This is a genomic window from Variovorax sp. HW608, assembly GCF_900090195.1.
In the GTDB taxonomy this organism is placed as follows: Bacteria; Pseudomonadota; Gammaproteobacteria; order Burkholderiales; family Burkholderiaceae_C; genus Variovorax.
Genome location: NZ_LT607803.1, coordinates 1,816,898 through 1,833,385 on the forward strand (window position 1 = coordinate 1,816,898; position 16,488 = coordinate 1,833,385).

The 16,488-nt window shown below is 69.7% G+C and carries 16 protein-coding genes; 13 read left to right on the forward strand and 3 right to left on the reverse strand.

The features are described from left to right. Positions 1-22: 22 nt before the first annotated feature. The 8 genes from VAR608DRAFT_RS08390 to VAR608DRAFT_RS08425 all read left to right on the forward strand — a co-directional run bounded on the left by VAR608DRAFT_RS08390 (position 23) and on the right by VAR608DRAFT_RS08425 (position 9,541). Complete coding sequence (locus VAR608DRAFT_RS08390) at positions 23-1,234, forward strand: amidohydrolase family protein (protein ID WP_088953648.1); 1,212 nt, start codon at positions 23-25, stop codon at positions 1,232-1,234. Then, entirely contained in the window at positions 1,231-2,505 is a 1,275-nt protein-coding gene (locus VAR608DRAFT_RS08395; protein WP_231973362.1) for a cyanate transporter, read from the forward strand. The genes VAR608DRAFT_RS08390 and VAR608DRAFT_RS08395 overlap by 4 nt, the downstream gene beginning before the upstream one ends. Positions 2,506-2,542: 37 nt before the next feature. Further along, a complete protein-coding gene (locus VAR608DRAFT_RS36865; protein WP_172843820.1) occupies positions 2,543-3,463 on the forward strand; it encodes a DMT family transporter in 921 nt (306 codons plus the stop codon). 151 nt (positions 3,464-3,614) lie between these two features. Then, the gene (locus VAR608DRAFT_RS08405) at positions 3,615-4,919 is read left to right on the forward strand and encodes an ATP-binding protein (protein WP_231973364.1); all 1,305 of its coding nucleotides are present in this window, start codon (positions 3,615-3,617) and stop codon (positions 4,917-4,919) included. Between the two features lie 22 nt (positions 4,920-4,941). Next, a complete protein-coding gene (locus tag VAR608DRAFT_RS08410; RefSeq protein WP_088953651.1) occupies positions 4,942-5,694 on the forward strand; it encodes a response regulator in 753 nt (250 codons plus the stop codon). Positions 5,695-5,848: 154 nt separating this feature from the next. Continuing rightward, entirely contained in the window at positions 5,849-6,457 is a 609-nt protein-coding gene (locus tag VAR608DRAFT_RS08415; protein WP_088953652.1) for an ORF6N domain-containing protein, read from the forward strand. Positions 6,458-6,714: 257 nt separating this feature from the next. Next, entirely contained in the window at positions 6,715-7,749 is a 1,035-nt protein-coding gene (locus tag VAR608DRAFT_RS08420) for an alpha/beta fold hydrolase (protein WP_088953653.1), read from the forward strand. Between the two features lie 34 nt (positions 7,750-7,783). After that, entirely contained in the window at positions 7,784-9,541 is a 1,758-nt protein-coding gene (locus VAR608DRAFT_RS08425) for a cytochrome c biogenesis protein DipZ (RefSeq protein ID WP_088953654.1), read from the forward strand. 2 nt (positions 9,542-9,543) lie between these two features. Here the strand turns inward: VAR608DRAFT_RS08425 and VAR608DRAFT_RS08430 are convergent, their stop codons facing one another. Then, positions 9,544-10,104, reverse strand: coding sequence for a GNAT family N-acetyltransferase (locus VAR608DRAFT_RS08430; protein WP_088953655.1), 561 nt, complete (start codon positions 10,102-10,104; stop codon positions 9,544-9,546). A gap of 183 nt (positions 10,105-10,287) precedes the next feature. On the opposite strand from VAR608DRAFT_RS08430, the gene VAR608DRAFT_RS08435 reads away from it, so the two are divergent. Then, positions 10,288-10,515, forward strand: a complete 228-nt coding sequence (locus VAR608DRAFT_RS08435) for a hypothetical protein (protein WP_088953656.1) — start codon at positions 10,288-10,290, stop codon at positions 10,513-10,515. Positions 10,516-10,559: 44 nt separating this feature from the next. Then, positions 10,560-10,808 (forward strand): DUF3297 family protein, encoded by a 249-nt coding sequence (locus tag VAR608DRAFT_RS08440; protein WP_088953657.1) that lies wholly within the window; start codon positions 10,560-10,562, stop codon positions 10,806-10,808. A 37-nt stretch (positions 10,809-10,845) separates the two neighbouring features. Here VAR608DRAFT_RS08440 and VAR608DRAFT_RS08445 read toward each other — a convergent pair whose 3' ends face one another. After that, entirely contained in the window at positions 10,846-11,436 is a 591-nt protein-coding gene (locus VAR608DRAFT_RS08445; protein WP_088953658.1) for a lysophospholipid acyltransferase family protein, read from the reverse strand. Positions 11,437-11,480: 44 nt separating this feature from the next. On the opposite strand from VAR608DRAFT_RS08445, the gene VAR608DRAFT_RS08450 reads away from it, so the two are divergent. Beyond that, on the forward strand, positions 11,481-12,716 hold the full coding sequence (locus VAR608DRAFT_RS08450) for an MFS transporter (RefSeq protein WP_088953659.1): 1,236 nt from the start codon (positions 11,481-11,483) through the stop codon (positions 12,714-12,716). After that, a complete protein-coding gene (locus VAR608DRAFT_RS08455; RefSeq protein ID WP_157730738.1) occupies positions 12,713-13,906 on the forward strand; it encodes a cyclic nucleotide-binding domain-containing protein in 1,194 nt (397 codons plus the stop codon). Before VAR608DRAFT_RS08450 ends, VAR608DRAFT_RS08455 begins: the two co-directional genes overlap by 4 nt. 18 nt (positions 13,907-13,924) lie before the next feature. On the opposite strand, the gene VAR608DRAFT_RS08460 is transcribed toward VAR608DRAFT_RS08455, so the two are convergent. Continuing rightward, the gene (locus tag VAR608DRAFT_RS08460; RefSeq protein WP_088953661.1) at positions 13,925-14,407 is read right to left on the reverse strand and encodes a MarR family winged helix-turn-helix transcriptional regulator; all 483 of its coding nucleotides are present in this window, start codon (positions 14,405-14,407) and stop codon (positions 13,925-13,927) included. 141 nt (positions 14,408-14,548) lie between these two features. Between VAR608DRAFT_RS08460 and VAR608DRAFT_RS08465 the strand changes: the two genes are divergently transcribed. Further along, positions 14,549-16,354, forward strand: a complete 1,806-nt coding sequence (locus VAR608DRAFT_RS08465) for a tannase/feruloyl esterase family alpha/beta hydrolase (RefSeq protein WP_088953662.1) — start codon at positions 14,549-14,551, stop codon at positions 16,352-16,354. Positions 16,355-16,488: the final 134 nt, after the last annotated feature.

Sequence of the window (16,488 nt, forward strand, 5' to 3'; positions counted from 1 at the left end):
TATTGCTTTCCGAGAGTTCTTCATGACGCAGCCTTCCTCGCTCCTCATTCGCAACGTCCGCCCGCTCGGCGCGGCATCCGTTGACATCCTCGTGCAGGGTGACCGGATCGCCGCGATCGCTGCGGGTCTTGCCGCGCCGGCCGGCTGCGCGGTGGAGGAGGGCGGCGGCGCGCTGCTGCTGCCGGGGCTGGTCGAAGGCCACACCCACCTCGACAAGACGATGTGGGGCATGGACTGGTATCGCAACGAAGTCGGCACGCGGCTCATCGACAAGATCGAGAACGAGCGCGCCTTCCGCCAGGCGAGCGGCCACGATGCCGCCACGCAATCGCTGCTGCTCGCGAAGGCCTTCCTCGCTGCCGGCACCACGCGGCTGCGCACGCATGTGGACGTCGACACGCAGGCCGGCCTTGGCCACCTGCAAGGCGTGATGCGCACGCGCGAGACGCTGCAGGCGCTGCAGCAGATCCAGATCGTCGCGTTCCCGCAGTCGGGGCTGCTGCAGCGGCCCGGCACCGCCGAACTGCTCGACGAGGCGATGGCCGCGGGTGCGGACGTGCTCGGCGGCCTCGACCCGTGCGCGATCGACGGTGACCCCGTGCGTTCGCTCGACGTCCTCTTCGGCATCGCCGAGCGGCACGGTCGTCCGCTCGACATCCACCTGCACGAGCCCGGTGCGATGGGCGCGTTCTCGCTCGAACTGATCCTGGACCGGACCGCGGCGCATGGGCTCGAGGGCCGCGTCGCGATCAGCCACGGCTTCTGCCTCGGCGACCTGGCGGACGGCGAGCGCGGGGTGCTGCTCGATCGCATGGCGAAGCTCGGTGTGTGCCTCGTCACGAGCGCGCCGCCGTCGCGCACCGTGCCGCCGCTCATGGCGTGCCGGCAGGCCGGCGTGACCGTGCTCGGGGGCAATGACGGCATCCGCGACACCTGGTCGCCCTACGGCAATCCGGACATGCTGGAGCGCGCGATGTTCATCGGCATGCGCTACAACCTGCGCCGCGACGACGAGATCGAGATCGCGCTCGATACCGTCACGCATTCCGGTGCGGACGGCTGCGGCTTCGCTGATTACGGGCTGGTGCCGGGCAACCGCGCGGATCTGGTGCTCGTCGATGCGCAGACCGTGGCACAGGCGGTGGTCTCGCGGCCGGTGCGGCGGCTGGTCGTCGCCGGCGGGCGCATCGTCGCGCGCGCCGGCGCGCTGCTGCCGGACGCGGTGCCGGCGTGACGGCGGCCATTGCGGGCAGGCCGCCCGCCAGGATGCAAGGGCTCGGCTTCGCGCTGCTGGTCGTGCTCATCGCGATCAACCTGCGCGCCTTTCTCACGTCCACGAGCCCGCTGCTCGACGAGATCCGCGCCGAGACCGGGCTCGGCTTCCGTGGCGCGTCGATGCTGACCATGCTGCCGATGCTTGCGATGGGGCTGATGTCGCTGATCGGCGTGTCGCTCGGTGGCCGCATCGGCGCCCGCGCCGGCGTGCTGTGCGGACTCGCGGCCATCGCCGTGGCCTGCGGCGGGCGACTTTTCGCCGAGGACGCCGCGTGGCTGCTCGCCAGCGCCGCGCTGGCCGGCGTCGGCGTGGGGCTGGTGCAGGCGCTGATGCCCGGCGTGGTCAAGCGGGGCTATCCGGCGCATACGGGCATGGCGATGGGGCTCTATTCGGCCGCGCTCATGGGCGGCGGCGGGCTGGGCGCCATCGGCGCGCCGTGGCTTGCGCATGCAAGTGGCGACTGGCATGCGGCACTGGCGATCTGGGCGCTGCCGGCCTTGCTCGCGGCGGTGATCTGGGCGTGCTCGCGATCCGATGCCGCCGCGACTGGCGCGGCCATGGATTCCGAAACACGAAACGGCTGGCGGCAATGCCTGCGCAACCCCCGCGCATGGTTGCTCGCCTGCTACTTCGGGCTCGTCAACGGCGGCTACACCAGCCTCGTCGCGTGGCTGCCGCAGTTCTATGCCGCAAAAGGCCGGGACGCGGCGCACAGCGGCTCGATGCTCACCTGGATGACCGTCGCGCAGCTGGTCTCCGCGCTCCTCGTGCCGGTGCTCGCCCGACGCCACCGCGACCTGCGGCCATGGCTGGTCGCCATGCTGGTCCTGCAGATCTCGGGCTTCGCGGCGCTGGCGCTCGATGCGCCGATGGCCGTGTCCGCCGTCGGCGTGCTGGGGTTCGGCCTGGGCGGCGCGTTTGCGCTGTGCATGGCGCTGGCGCTCGATCATCTTCCGCATCCCGAGCAGGCCGGTGCGCTCGCGGCCTTCATGCAGGGCGTCGGTTTCATGGTCGCTGCGCTGGCGCCGCTGGCGACCGGGTGGATGCGCGAGCACGCGGGGGGCTTCGAAGCGTCGTGGACATACCTCGGGGTGGTCGCGATGCTTCTGCTGCCTGTGACATGGCGACTCGATCCGCGCTCGTATGCGCGCGCAGTGGGCGGTCTTTTCACGAGCGCGGGCAAGCATGCATGGGCGGCAGGCAAAAATAGAATGTCGCTCGACCTATGAAACACAAGAAGGGCATGGCCCTTTCGCATGCCCTGACGTGAAGCCCCCCGACCGGCGCGCTCCCGCGAGCGGCAGCGGCGGCCTCTCGGCCCTGCTGCTGCTCGTCACGGCCCTCTGGGGCCTCAACATGACCGCGATGAAGACCATCGCGACCTACTTCGACCCGGCCGTGATGGCGACCTGGCGGGCCGCGATCGCCGCGACCTTGATGGGCGTGCTGCTCTGGCGGCAGCGCTCGACCCGGCAGCGCACGCGCATGAACCGGCGCCAGTTCGCCACCGCGGTGGGCTGCGCGGTGCTGATGGTCTATCTCAACCAGATCCTCGTCGCTGGGGGGCTTTCGAGGACCACGGCGACGAACGGGTCGGTGGCGATCGCCTTGAGCCCGCTGGTCTCTTCGCTCATGGCCGCGGCCATCCTGCGCGAGCGCATCGGCGTGATGCGGATCGTGGGTGTGCTGCTCGGTCTGGGCGGGGTGCTGATCGTGGTGCTGAAGTCGCCCGGCGCCCATGTCGCCGGCGCGGGCTGGGGCGATGCCATGGTGGTCGCCTCGGTCGTGACCTTCTCGATCGGCGGCGTGTTCATCCAGCGGCTCGCGCGCGAGACCGATGCGCTGCACGCCAGCGCGATGATCTACGCCTGCGGCACGCTGATGCTGGCGCTGCACGCGATCGCCGTCGGCGCGGCCGGCAGCATCACGGGATGGCTGTCGGGCTTCTGGCCGGTGATGCTGGTGCTGTTCTCGGCGCTGATCGCCACCGCTTTCGGCAACCTCGCATGGAACCATGCGATCGTGAAGATCGGCGTTGCGCGCGTGTCGTTGTGGTTCTACTGGGTGCCGGTGTTCGGCGTGGGCTTTGCGGCGCTGCTGCTTGGCGAAACGCTGTCGCTGTGGCATGTGGCGGGCCTCGTGGCCGTCGCAGCCGGGACGGCGCTGGGCACTTACAGCCGGGCCTGAAGGGCGGGAGAGCGGGACCGCTTTGGTATCGTAGTGTGTCCAGGTCCGCAGGAACTACACAACGACAGCAAAGGACGCCAATCGTGGCGGCCGACCTCTCACAATGGTGCGGTGTTGCGTCCGGACCATCGCACACTGGAGAGAACCCTCGATGCCGCTTCCCCGCACGCTTCTCGCGCGAATCACGCTGGTGGTGGTCGCCGGCATGGTGATCGCGCAGGCGCTGACCTTCATGGCGATCCGCTACGAGCGCGGACAGGCGATGCAGACGCTGATGATCAGCGGCGTCGAGCGCGACATCGCCAGCTCGATCGCCGTGCTGGACCGCGTGCCCGCCTCCGAGCGGCCGGGGTGGCTGGACCGGCTGGAACGCCCCAACTTCCGCTTCGCGCTCACGGGCGACGTCGACACGCCCGCGCCCGCTTCCGGGCCGCTGCGCCAGTTCGTCGACGTGATCACGGCCGCGCTCAAGCCCTATCCCGTGCTCGCCGTGGGGCTGGTCCCGTCGATGCGGGAGGCGGTGCGCATGCAGGTGCGGCTCGGCGATGGCAGCAGCGTCTACCTGCTGGCACGGCGCGTTCCGATGCCGATGTCCGAATGGGTGATCTGGCTGCTGCTGGCGCAACTGGTGGTGCTGGGGCTTTGCGCATGGCAGGCCGCGCGATGGATGACCCGGCCGCTCAAGCGCCTGGGCGATGCCGCCGATGCGCTGGGCCCCGATCTGCGTCCGACGGTGGTCGACGAGAACGGACCGGTCGAGGTGGCGCGCACTGCGCGCGCCTTCAACGCCATGCAGCGGCGGATCGCCGGCTATGTGCAGGAGCGGATCCAGATCCTCGCGGCCGTATCGCATGACCTGCAGACACCGATCACCCGCATGCGGCTTCGCGTCGACCTGATGGACGACGAACTGCCCGAGCGCGACAAGTTCCGGCAGGACCTCGAGTCCATGCGCAGCCTCGTGCAGGAAGGCGTGAGCTACGCCCGCACGCTGCAGGGCAGCACCGAGGCCGAGCGGCGCGTGGATGTCGGGGCCTTGCTCCAGAGCATCGTCAACGACTACGCCGACACCGGCCAGCCGGTGACGCTGGCGGGCGATGCCGGCGAGCCGGTCGCGACGCGCCCCAATGCCTTGCGGCGCGTGGTCGGCAACCTGGTGGACAACGCGCTCAAGTTCGGCACCAAGGTGGAGGTGCGCCTGTCGCGCATCGAGGCAGCGGGCGGTGCGCAACTGCATATCGCGGTGCGGGACGACGGCCCGGGCATTCCACCCGACCAGCTCGAAGCCGTGCTGCAGCCGTTCTATCGCGTCGAAGGCTCGCGCAGCCGCGAGACCGGCGGCACCGGCCTGGGCCTCGCCATCGCGCACCAGCTCACGCTGGCGATGGGCGGCGAGCTCGTGCTGAGCAACCGCGCCGAAGGCGGGCTGGAAGCGCTGCTGCGCCTGCCCGTCTGAACCCGATCTCTGGAGATTCCCCATGACCGTCACCGCTCCCGCCGCCGACCACATCCTGGTGGTGGACGACGACCGCGAGATCCGCGAGCTGATCAGCGCCTACCTCGTCAAGAACGGCATGCGCGTGGAGGCCGTGCCCACCGGCCGCCACATGCGGCAGGCGCTCGACCAGTCCGGTCCGTTCGACCTCATCGTGCTGGACCTGATGCTGCCGGGCGAGGACGGCCTCCAGCTGTGCCGCGACCTGCGCGCCGGCAAGCACAAGGCGATCCCGATCCTGATGCTCACGGCGCGCGGCGACGAGGCCGACCGCATCCTGGGCCTGGAAATGGGCGCGGACGACTACCTCGCCAAGCCCTTTGCCGCGCGCGAGCTGCTGGCGCGCATCCGCTCGGTGCTGCGGCGCACGCGCATGCTGCCGCCCAACATGCGAAGCAGCGCGGAGGCGCGCTGGCTGGTCTTCGGTGACTGGCGGCTCGACACGGTCGAGCGCCATCTGCTCGACGCCGAGGGCGTGGTGGTGTCGCTGAGCGGGGCGGAATACCGGCTGCTGCGCATGTTCCTCGACCATCCGCAGAAGGTGCTCAACCGCGACCAGATCCTCAACATCACGCAGGGGCGCGACGCCGAGCTGTTCGAGCGCTCCATCGACCTGATGGTGAGCCGCCTGCGCAAGGCCCTGCGCGACGACGCGCGCGAGCCGCGCTACATCAAGACGGTGCGCAGCGAGGGGTATGTGTTCTCGGCTGAGGTGCGGGTGGGCGAGGAGGTCTGATCCGATCGCGGACGAGCCGATTCACGGGGTTCGATGCGACCAATCTCGACAACTCTTGCGCCACAGATCCCGCAGCCCATTCGGGATAATTCTTTGCTTTGGAAGCCATGAGTCAAAGCTCGGGATTGGTGAGTCAAATGCTGGAGACGGTTTGATGAGCGCGCCGGTTGCGGCCGCGCCAGCGGTGGAGAGCATTTCTCTGAGCATCGCTTCGCTGCGAGGCCAGCGGGTGATTCTGGATGCCGACCTGGCCGCGCTCTATGAGGTGCCGACCAAGCGTTTCAATGAGGCGGTCAAGCGCAATGCAGCGCGGTTTCCGGCCGACTTCATGTTCCAGCTCTCGGCCGAGGAGTGGGAGGCTTTGAGGTCGCAATTTGCGACCTCAAACGCAGGCCGGGGCGGCCGGCGTTATCGGCCATTTGCGTTCACTGAGCACGGCGCGATCATGGCCGCAATGGTCTTGAACAGCTCGCGCGCGGTGGAGGTGTCAACCTACGTGGTGCGTGCTTTTGTGCGGCTGCGCGAGATGGCGCTCGATCATCGCGACTTGGCCAAGCGCCTTGATGCGCTGGAGGAGAAGACCGAACTGCTGGACATGCGCCACGACTCCTTCAGCCGCAACACGCGCAGTCAGCTCAAGCAGGTGTTCGAGGCCTTGCGTCAGCTGATGGTGCAGCCCGAACCATCGAAACGGCCCATCGGGTTCGTCACGCCCGAGGAGAAGAAGGGCTCCAAGGATTCACGCGCCAGGAAGAGCTCTTAGCAGCACGCCTCCTCACCGACAGCGAAATCGCCTGTAAACCCTTCTTGCGTGCGAGGCGCGACATCAACGCGCGGATTCACCGAGAGTCGATCCGGGAGCTTTGGCAGCCAGATGCCCGAGCCCAGTTCCGACTTTTGTACCGCTCTGTATCTGAACGCCGTCCGATACACGGCCATTCACTCCGGGTCGCTCGCGACACATGCCGCGTACATCCGGGCGGTCTACTGGCGTCACCCCCAGCAACGAGGACAGACGCCTTGAACACAACGAACGCTCCCACCGCCCGCCGCGGCTTTCTCGCCGGTGCCGCCGCCACGCTGGCCACCGTGCCCCTGAGCGGACTGCTCGCCTCCGCCGCCCAGGCTGCGGAGCCGGCGCGCGCCAGCGGGCAGACACGCTTCCAGACGCTCAGGCAGATCGATGCCGGCGATCTGAACGTCGGCTATGCCGAGGCCGGTCCGGCCGATGGGGAGCCGGTGATCCTGCTCCATGGCTGGCCTTACGACATCCACACCTACGTGGACGTCGCGCCGATCCTGGCCGCGGCCGGGCATCGCGTCATCGTTCCGTACCTGCGGGGCTACGGCTCGACGCGCTTCCTGGCCGCCGGCACGCCGCGCAACGGCCAGCAGGCCGCGGTGGCACAGGACATCATCACGCTGATGGACGCGCTGAAGATCCAGCGCGCCACCGTCGCCGGCTGCGACTGGGGCGCGCGCACTGCCTGCATCCTGGCGGCGCTGTGGCCCGAGCGCTTCAATGCGCTGGTGTCGGTCAGCGGCTACCTGATCGGCAACCCCAAGGTCAACGCGATGCCGCAGTCGCCGGCGGCCGAGTTCGCGTGGTGGTACCAGTCGTACTTCGCGACCGACCGCGGCAGCGAAGGCTACGAGAAGGACCGCGCCGCCTTCGCGCGCTTCATCTGGCGCCAGGCTTCGCCGCAATGGCAGTTCGACGATGCGACCTTCGCGCGCTCGGCGGCGGCATTCGACAACCCTGATCACGTCGCGGTCGTCGTCCACAACTATCGTTGGCGCATCGGGCTGGTGCAGGGCGAGGCGCGCTTCGATGCGCTCGAAGCCCGCCTGGCCGAGGCGCCGCGCATCGCGCTGCCGACGATCACGCTCGAAGGCGATGCCAACGGTGCGCCGCATCCCGATCCGGCGGCCTACGCGGCGAAGTTCTCGGGGCCCCACCAGCACCGGCAGCTGCGCGGCGGCGTCGGCCACAACCTGCCGCAAGAGGCGCCGGCGGATTTCGCGCGTGCGGTGCTCGACGTGGCGCGGCTCTGATTCACGTCAAGCCGGACTGTCCAAGGAGATCGTCATGAATGCCTCCCTCTACCTCGCGGCCTTCTCGGGCGGTGCGCTGACTCTGCTGAGCCCGTGCATCCTGCCGGTGCTGCCCTTCGTCCTCGCCCGCACGGGGCGGCCGTTTCGGCAGGGCACGCTGCCGTTGCTGCTCGGCATGGCGCTGACCTTCGCGGCCGTGGCTTCGCTGGGCGCGGTGGCGGGCGGCTGGGCGGTGCGCTTCAACCAGTTCGGCCGTGCTGCGGCGCTCGTCGTGCTGGCGGTCAGTGCGCTGGCGCTGCTTTCGCCGCGGCTGGCGGACTGGATATCGCGCCCGGTGGTGCGGCTGGGCGATCGGCTGTCGAATCGCGTCGGTCGCGATACGGGCTGGCCCGGCTCGGTGCTGCTCGGCGTCGCGACGGGCTTCGTCTGGTCGCCGTGCGCGGGGCCGATCCTCGGCCTGATCCTCACCGGCGCGGCGCTGGCCGGCCCCGGCGTGCAGACCTCCTTGCTGCTGCTGGCCTATGCGGCCGGCGCGGCGCTCGCGCTCGGCGTGGCCCTGCGGGTGGGAGAAGAGCGGTTCGCCGGCTTGAACGCACGCCTGCGCACCAGCGTCTGGCCGCGCCGTGTGCTGGGCTCGGCCATGCTGGCGGGCGTGGCGGCGGTGGCGGCCGGCGTGGACACCGGCGCGCTGGCGCGCCTGTCGCTGGACTGGAGCAATGGCCTGGAGCAGCGCCTGCTGCAGGCGCTCCCCATGGGCGCCGCGGCGGCCGACACCTTGCCCGGCGCCGCGAAAGCTTCCGAGGCCCCGCGCGGCACACCGTCGGGTTTGCCGGTCGAATCGATCCGGCCGGATCTGTCGGGCGCGGTGAACTGGCTCAACGGCGAGCCGCTGAACCTCCAGCAGCTGCGCGGCAAGGTCGTGCTGGTCAACTTCTGGACCTACTCGTGCATCAACTGCCTGCGCACCCTGCCGCACGTGCGCGCCTGGGCCCAGAAGTACGCCGACCGGGGCCTAGTGGTGATCGGGGTGCACACGCCCGAGTTCGCGTTCGAGAAGGAAACCGGCAACGTGCAGAAGGCGCTCAAGCGCCTGGACATCACCTATCCGGTGGCGCAGGACAACGACTTCGCCATCTGGCGCGCATTCCAGAACCAGTACTGGCCGGCGCTCTACTTCATCGACGCGGAGGGCCGCGTGCGGCACCACCAGTTCGGTGAGGGCGGCGAGGCGCGCTCCGAACAGGTGATCCGGGCCCTGCTGCGCGAGGCCGGCGCCGATGTCGCGGCCGCGAACGTCGTCGTGCCCGACACGCGCGGCCCGGGCCTGCCGGCCGATCTGCGCAACGTGCGTTCGCCCGAGACCTACCTCGGCTACCGCCAGGCCAGCGGCTTCGCGTCGCCGTCGGGCGTCGCCGGCGACCGCAGCAAGGCCTACACGCTGGGCCGCCTCGGGCTCAACGACTGGGGCCTGAAGGGCGCGTGGACCGTGGGCCCCGAGATCGTGCAACTCGACGAGGCCGGCGGCGCGGTCGCGATGCGCTTCCATGCGCGCGATGCGCACCTGGTGCTGGGTCTCGCGGCGGGCCGTGGGCCGATCCCGTTCCAGCTCACGCTCGACGGGCGCGCGCCCGGCGCGGACCATGGCGACGACGTGGATGCGCAAGGGCGCGGCGTGGTCGACGCGACCCGCCTCTATCAGCTGGTGCGCCAGCGCGGATCGGTCGACGACCGCGTGGTGGAGATCCGCTTCCTCGATCCGGGTGCGCGGGCCTTCGCGTTCACCTTTGGCTGAACTCAGGCCTCGGGCAGCAGGTTCAGGCTCAGCATCGTGACGATCGCCTCGCCCGGCTGCCGCGACTGCCTGAAGCCGAAGCGGCGACCGAGCGAGCGCATCGCCGTGTTCTCCGACAGCGTGCTGCCGAACAGGCGCCGCACGCCGGACTGCCTCGCAAGCTCGATCAGGGCCGAGAGCAGCCGCGCACCGAGCCCCTGGCCTTGCCAGGCGTCGCCGATGACGATCGCGAACTCGGCCTCGCCGTGCGCGCCTTCCATGACGTAGCGGGCCACGCCCACCTGCCGCTCGCGGCCGTCGATGACGACGGTCGCGACCACCGCGCCTTCGCGCGAGCGGTCGATGTGCGTCCAGCGAAAGAGCTCGTCGGTGGTCGGCTTGCGCACGGACATCAGGCGCTGGTAGGAGGTGCGCGGCGAAAGGCCCTCGACGAATTCGCGCTCGCGCTCGAAGTCGTCGGGTTCGATCGGGCGCAGATGGATCGGGCTGCCGTCGTCGCCTGCGAAGGCAAGGCCCCGATCGTCGAAACGGGTGCCGGACTCGACATGAAGGCTGGGGGACATGGTGGCGACCTCCGAGGGGATGGCGTGCCGTCAATCTAGTCCTTGCCATCCCGCTGAAAAAGGCGGCCCCGGTCAATGCGGTATTGCACTGGCCGAAACAATCGGCTGCGTCCTGTGACCGATGGCCGACGTCTTTCCGAAGCAGAATGCGATGCGTCAACCCGCACCAGGACAGGAGGAAAGATGGAAATGGAAGATGTCAACGCAAGGCTGCGCGCGCTCGAGTTGCGGGCGGTGGCCCAGACCGCGGCCATCGCGGTGCTGCTGCAGGAGGCCCCGAACGCGAGCGCCAAGCTGCATCTGGTGGCCGAGCATCTCGTCGACGCGCCGCCGCTGCCGCTGTCGGACGAGGACCTCGTGAAGGTCGCGGCCTACATCCAGGCGATGCTCGGCGGGCCGTGGATCGACTGACTGTCACACTACGGGGCGAATCCACTTTTTCCGAAGCTTCATCGATGTCCGAATCCGCACAGACTCCGCCGCTGCCCGACCATCTTTCGGTCGACCCGCGCAGCCCGCACCACGTTCCCGCCGTCTTCGAGCACGACATCGGCGTCCGCTTCAACGGCAAGGACCGCAGCGACGTCGAGGAATACTGCATCAGCGAGGGCTGGATCAAGGTGCCGGCAAGCCGGGCGCTCGACCGCAAGGGTCAGCCCCTGCTGATCAAGCTCAAGGGCCAGGTGGAAGTCTTCTACAAGTAAGAGCGGCCATGCAGCAGGACAACGCCGCCGCGCTGCCTCAGCCCGAATCGAACTGATCGGCGTTGCGCCCGCGGAACGGCGCGTAGAAGGCCCGGATGCGGGCGATGTCGGCCTCGACATCGTCGCTCGGGTCGACCAGCGGGCCGAGGCCGCAGGTCCGCGTACCCCAGTCGAGGTAGGACTGCAGGATCGGCAGCCCGGCGCCGCGCGCGATGTGATGGAAGCCGGCCTTCCATTGGCGGGTGCGGCGGCGGGTGCCTTCGGGCGCCACCACCAGTTGCAGCGGGCCGGGTGCGGACTTCAGCGCCTCGATCGAGGCCGCGATCAGGTTGTTGGACCGGTCGCGATGCACCGGAATGCCGCCGAGCCAGCGCATCAGCCAGCCGAAGGGCGGGCGAAAGAGCGAGGCCTTGCCCATCCAGCGGATGCGCATGCCCAGCGCGAAGGCCGCCAGGAGCGTGAAAGGGAAGTCCCAGTTGCTCGTGTGCGGCGCCGCGATGACGACGCAGCGCACCGCGCGCGCCGACAGCTCGCCCTGCACCTGCCAGCCGAGCAGGCGCAGCACGCGGCGCGAAGTGGACCGCAGCATCGGCTCCAGCAAGGGCGTGTCGAAGATGGTCCGGGGCATGGGCCGCAAGCATAGGACACCAAGCCGGCCCTACACTGCGCCCCATGCCCGAGCCCGCGGAACCGAAGATCGACGCCGGATTGCCGCCGGCGGCGGGCCCGCTGCACGCCGCGCCGGTCGACCATGCAGCGCGCCGGATGGTGGCGCTGCTCGGCGCCGCGATCGCGGCGGGCTTCGAGGCCGGTGCGATCAGCTACGTGCTGCCGGCGATGCGCGCCGCAACCGGCGCCTCGGCGCAGCTGGCCTCGTGGCTGTTGTCGGTGTTCGTCGCCGCGACGCTCGTCGCGGTGCCGCTGGCCGCCTTGGCCGTTCGCCGCATCGGCGCGACGCGGCTGTTGCGCGGCTGCCTGGTGCTTGCCGTCGTCGCGGGCGGCCTGGCCAGCGTGTTGCCCAGCCCCGACGGCGTGCTGGTCGCGCGGGCGCTGCAGGGGCTGGCCCATGGTCCCTTGCTGCCGCTGGTGGCGGCCGTCATCGTGACGCACTGGCCGCCGCCGCAGCATGGCCGGCTGCTCGGACAGGTGTCGATGGCCTATGGCCTGACCTACGTGGTGGCCACCATCGGCACGCCGTGGCTGCTGCAGTTCGGCTGGCGCAGTGCGTTCTCGTTCGGCGCCTGCCTCGCGCTGCTGTCGCTGGCATGGCCGCTGCCGGCCTCGGCCGCATCGCATGACGGCGAGCGGCCCGCGCCGTGGTGGCTGGCCTTCAGCCGGCCGATGCTTCCCGCCATCCTGCTCGCGCTGGGCACGGGCGCCGGTCAGTCCGCGCTGGTGTGGATGCCGACGGTCGCGGCCACGCGGCTCGGCCTGGGCATGACCGCCACCGCGCCGCTGATGGTGCCGCTGCTGCTCGGCGGCCTCATCGCCACTGCCTGCGTGATCCGCTGGCTGGACCGCCTGGGCTCGCGCCCGCTGGTCATCGCCGGCCTCGCGAGCGCGGTCGCGGGCGTGCTGCTGGTCGTGGCCGCGCCCGCGGGGCCGGGTTTCTTCATGGCCGGCGGCGCGGCGCTGGGCTTCGGCATCGGCATGCTCTCGGGCGGGCCCTTGCGCTACGCCGCGGCGCGTGCGCTGCCGCGCGATGCGCAAGGGCTGGCACAAGGCGCGGTGGCGTGGCTCACCGACGTCGGACTGCTCGCGGGCAGCGTGGTGGTGGGCCACATTGCCGGGCGGGGCACCGATGCGCGCAGCGCGCTCGAAGCGGCCCTGTCCGTGGTCGGCGTGCTGATGCTGCTTTGCGCGCCGGCCATCTTCCGGTTGCCGCGGCAGCACGGGGCGGCCCCGTGACGATCACCCGCCCCGCCGACACTGCGCCCCCCGTCGGGCTCGAAGACGGCGCCCGGGCGCTGCTCGGCCGCTGCGCGATCTTCCGCCGATGCAGCGCGGCCGATCTCGCGGCGCTGGCCGGCAGCACGCGCTGGATCGACTACGAAGGCGGCGCCGACCTCGTGCGCGAAGGCGACATGCCGGAGGAACTGCTCATCATCGAGCACGGCGAGGCGCAGGTGCTCAAGCGCGGCGCGAACGGCGCCGAGCACCTGATCAACCGCGTCGGGCCCGGCGACTCGATCGGCGAGATGGCGCTGTTCGACCTCGTGCCGCGCTCTGCCACCGTGCGCGCCGAGGGACCGGTGCGCGGTCTCTCGCTGCCCCTCGCCGACATCGTGCACCTGGCCGAATCGCGGCCCTCGCTGGTGCCGGTGCTGATGGACATCGGCGCGCTCGTGGCCGAACGCCTGCGCGTGACCAGCGCCAACGCCGCCGCCGCGGCCGATCGCATCCTGGCGCAGGAGCGCACGCGCGCAGTGATGGGTCGCTTCACGCTGCTCTTGATGCTCGCCTACACGCTCTACACCTGGGTGCTCGGCACTGCGATGCGCGTCAAGGAGACCTTCGGCCACAGCGAGTTCATCACCGTGCCGGCGATCGTCGTGTGCTGCGCGATCCTGTTCGCCTTCGTGCGGGTGTCGCGCTATCCGGCGCGCTTCTTCGGGCTCACGACCGAGAACGCCGGCCCGCATGCGCGCGAGGCAGTGCTCTTCACCCTGCCGCTGATGGCGGCCACGGTGCTGCTCAAGCTCGCCCTGGTGACCTGGGTGCCGGCGATGCACGGGCAACCGCTCTTTCGGATGTTCTCGCCGTTGCCGTCCGGAAACGGCTTCAATCCATGGCTGGCCGCGGCGTACGTGGTCTTCGCGCCGTTCCAGGAGCTGATCTATCGCGGCGGCGTGCAGGGGCCGTTGTCGCACTTCCTCACCGGGCGCTGGAGCACCTGGCTCGCCATCGTCGGCGCGAACGTCATCTTTTCGGCGGCGCACCTGTATGTGTCGCCGGGGCTGGCGGTGGTCGCCTTCGTCGCGGGGCTGTTCTGGGGCTGGCTCTATGCGCGGCAGGGCGGGCTCGTCGGCGTGTCGGTGTCCCACGTGCTGCTGGGGTTCTGGGCCTTCGAGGTGGTGGACCTCGGCGTGCTGGAGTAGCGCGCCGGGCAGGCCGCCTCAGGCAGCGCGGCAGTTCGCGACCTTGTGCAGCAGCTCGATCAGGATCATCCGCTCGCCCTGGGTGAGTGATGCCAGCGTTTCTTCCTCGCCCTTGAGCACCGACTGCGTGGCCTTTACCACCAGCGTCGCGCCCGCCGGCGTGGTGCGCAGGTGCTGCGCGCGCCGATCGGTCGCGTGCGGAATGCGGCGGATCAGCCCGCGCTTCTCGAGGCGGTCGATCCACGCCGCGATGTTGGGCGCGGTCACCGCGAGCGCCTTCGCGAGCCGGGTCGCCGATACATCGGGGTTCTCGTGGATCAGCGCGAGCACGGTGTATTCCACCGGCCGCAACTCGTGGGGACCGCCCACCTGCTCGGCGAAGACCGCATCCGTGACGATGGTCGCCTGCGCGAGCTGGTAGCCGAACACCCGGTGCAGCGAGGCTTCGACCAACCGGCCCGCGGGCGTGGCATCGGCGGGAGCGCTTTTGTTCCTGGACATCGGCCGTATTGTGGCGTTGCGCCTCTTTGTTCAATCGATGAACGTTAGTTGTTGGGGCTCATCGTCTTATGAGGCTTGGGGCTAGTGAAAACCATGTATTGGTTACACGTGATAGTTAATTAGATTAACTAGTTGACGCCCATGCATGCGTCGGAGGAGACATACTTGAGGACAACAGCAGCAGCATCCCTGGCCCTCGTCGCCACCTTGCTTGCCGCCTGCGGTGGCGGCGGTGACAGCGGTTTCATTCCAACCCAATCGACTGCCGCCTCGAGCAGCGGCAACACGACCACAACCACGCCGGACTCGGGCGGCACCACGACCACGACACCGGCCGAGACCTTGCCGGTGCTCGGCGTCGCGGTCGGCGCGACGCTCAAGGACTGCGCCTCGCTCGCCGGCTTCAGCTTCGCGAACACCACGGTCAGCGTGGCCAACTCGATCACGGCCGGCACGCTGACCGTGGCGGGCAAGCCGGTCGGCGCGCATTGCCAGGTGAAGGGCTCGATGTACTCGCGCACCAGCACGGTGGATGGACAGAGCTATGCCGTCGGCTTCGAGATGCGTCTGCCCGCGAACTGGAATGGCCGCTTCTTCTACCAGGCCAACGGCGGCATCGACGGCAACGTCGCCACCGCGACCGGTGGCATCGGCGGCGGCGGCGTGCTGGACAACGCGCTGGACATGGGCTTCGCCGTGATCAGCTCCGACGCCGGGCACCAGGCGCCGACGCCGTTCTTCGGCATCGATCCGCAGGCGCGCCTCGACTACGGCTACCAGGCGGTCGCCAAGCTCACGCCGATGGCGAAGGCGCTGATCGCGTCGGCCTACGGCAAGGGTCCGGACCGCTCGTACTTTGGCGGCTGTTCCAACGGCGGCCGCCACACCATGGTCGCGATGTCGCGCTACCCGGACGATTACGACGGCTTCCTCGTCGGCGACCCGGGCTTCCGTCTGCCGCTCGCGGCCGCGGCCAACATCGTCGGCGCACAGAACTACAACGCGCTCGCCACCACCGCGGGCAGCCCGGGCACCGGTTTCACGCAGGCCGAGCGGACGCTGGTGTCGCAGGCCGTGCTCGCCAAGTGCGATGCGCTCGACGGCGCGACCGACGGTCTGGTTCAGGACACGGGCGCTTGCCAGGCAGCGTTCAACCTCGACCGCGACGTGCCGACCTGCAGCGGCTCGCGCGATGGCACCTGCCTCACTGCGGACCAGAAGCAGCGCATCGGCCAGCTCTTCGCCGGCGCGCTCGACGGCAACGGGCAGAAGTTCTATTCGAGCTTCCCGTTCGATGCCGGGCTCGGCACCAACGGCTGGGCGACCTGGAAGTTCTCCAACTCGCTCAACCTCGACTCGGGCGCGGTCGCCTTCATCTGGCAGGTGCCGCCGGAGAGCCAGACAGGCTTCGTTGGCGCCACCTTCACGCTGACGGCGAACATCGACACGATCCTGGCGAAGATCACGTCCACCGATTCGCTCTACACCGAGAACTCGCTGTCCTTCATGACGCCGCCGAACCCGACGGACCTCAGCAGGCTGAAGAAGCGCGGCGCGAAGGCGATGGTCTATCACGGCACGAGCGATCCGATCTTCTCGAGCGACGACACGCAGCACTGGTACGACCAGCTCATGGCAGCCAACGGCGGCGATGCCTCGAACTTCGCGCGCTTCTATCGCGTGCCGGGCATGAACCACTGCAGCGGCGGCCCGACGACGGACCAGTTCGACATGCTCACGCCGCTCGTGAACTGGGTGGAGAAGGGCGAGGCCGTCGATTCGGTCGTGGCCTCCGCGCGCGGCACCGGCAATGCCGGCGGCGTGAACGCCGACGTGCCCGCGACCTGGGCGCCCGACCGGACCCGTCCGCTGTGCGCCTATCCGAAGGTGGCGCGCTACAAGGGCAGTGGCGACATCGAGAAGGCCGAGAACTTCGTCTGCCAGTAGCAGGCGGCGCAGAGGGCAGTCGTTGGGGGGCTCGCTGGTCGCCGCATGGCGCTCCAGCGGCAAGTCGAGCAGCTGCCCCCCGCCTGCACAATGGCGATCCTGATCACGTCGCAAGAGGAACAGATGACCGCGCT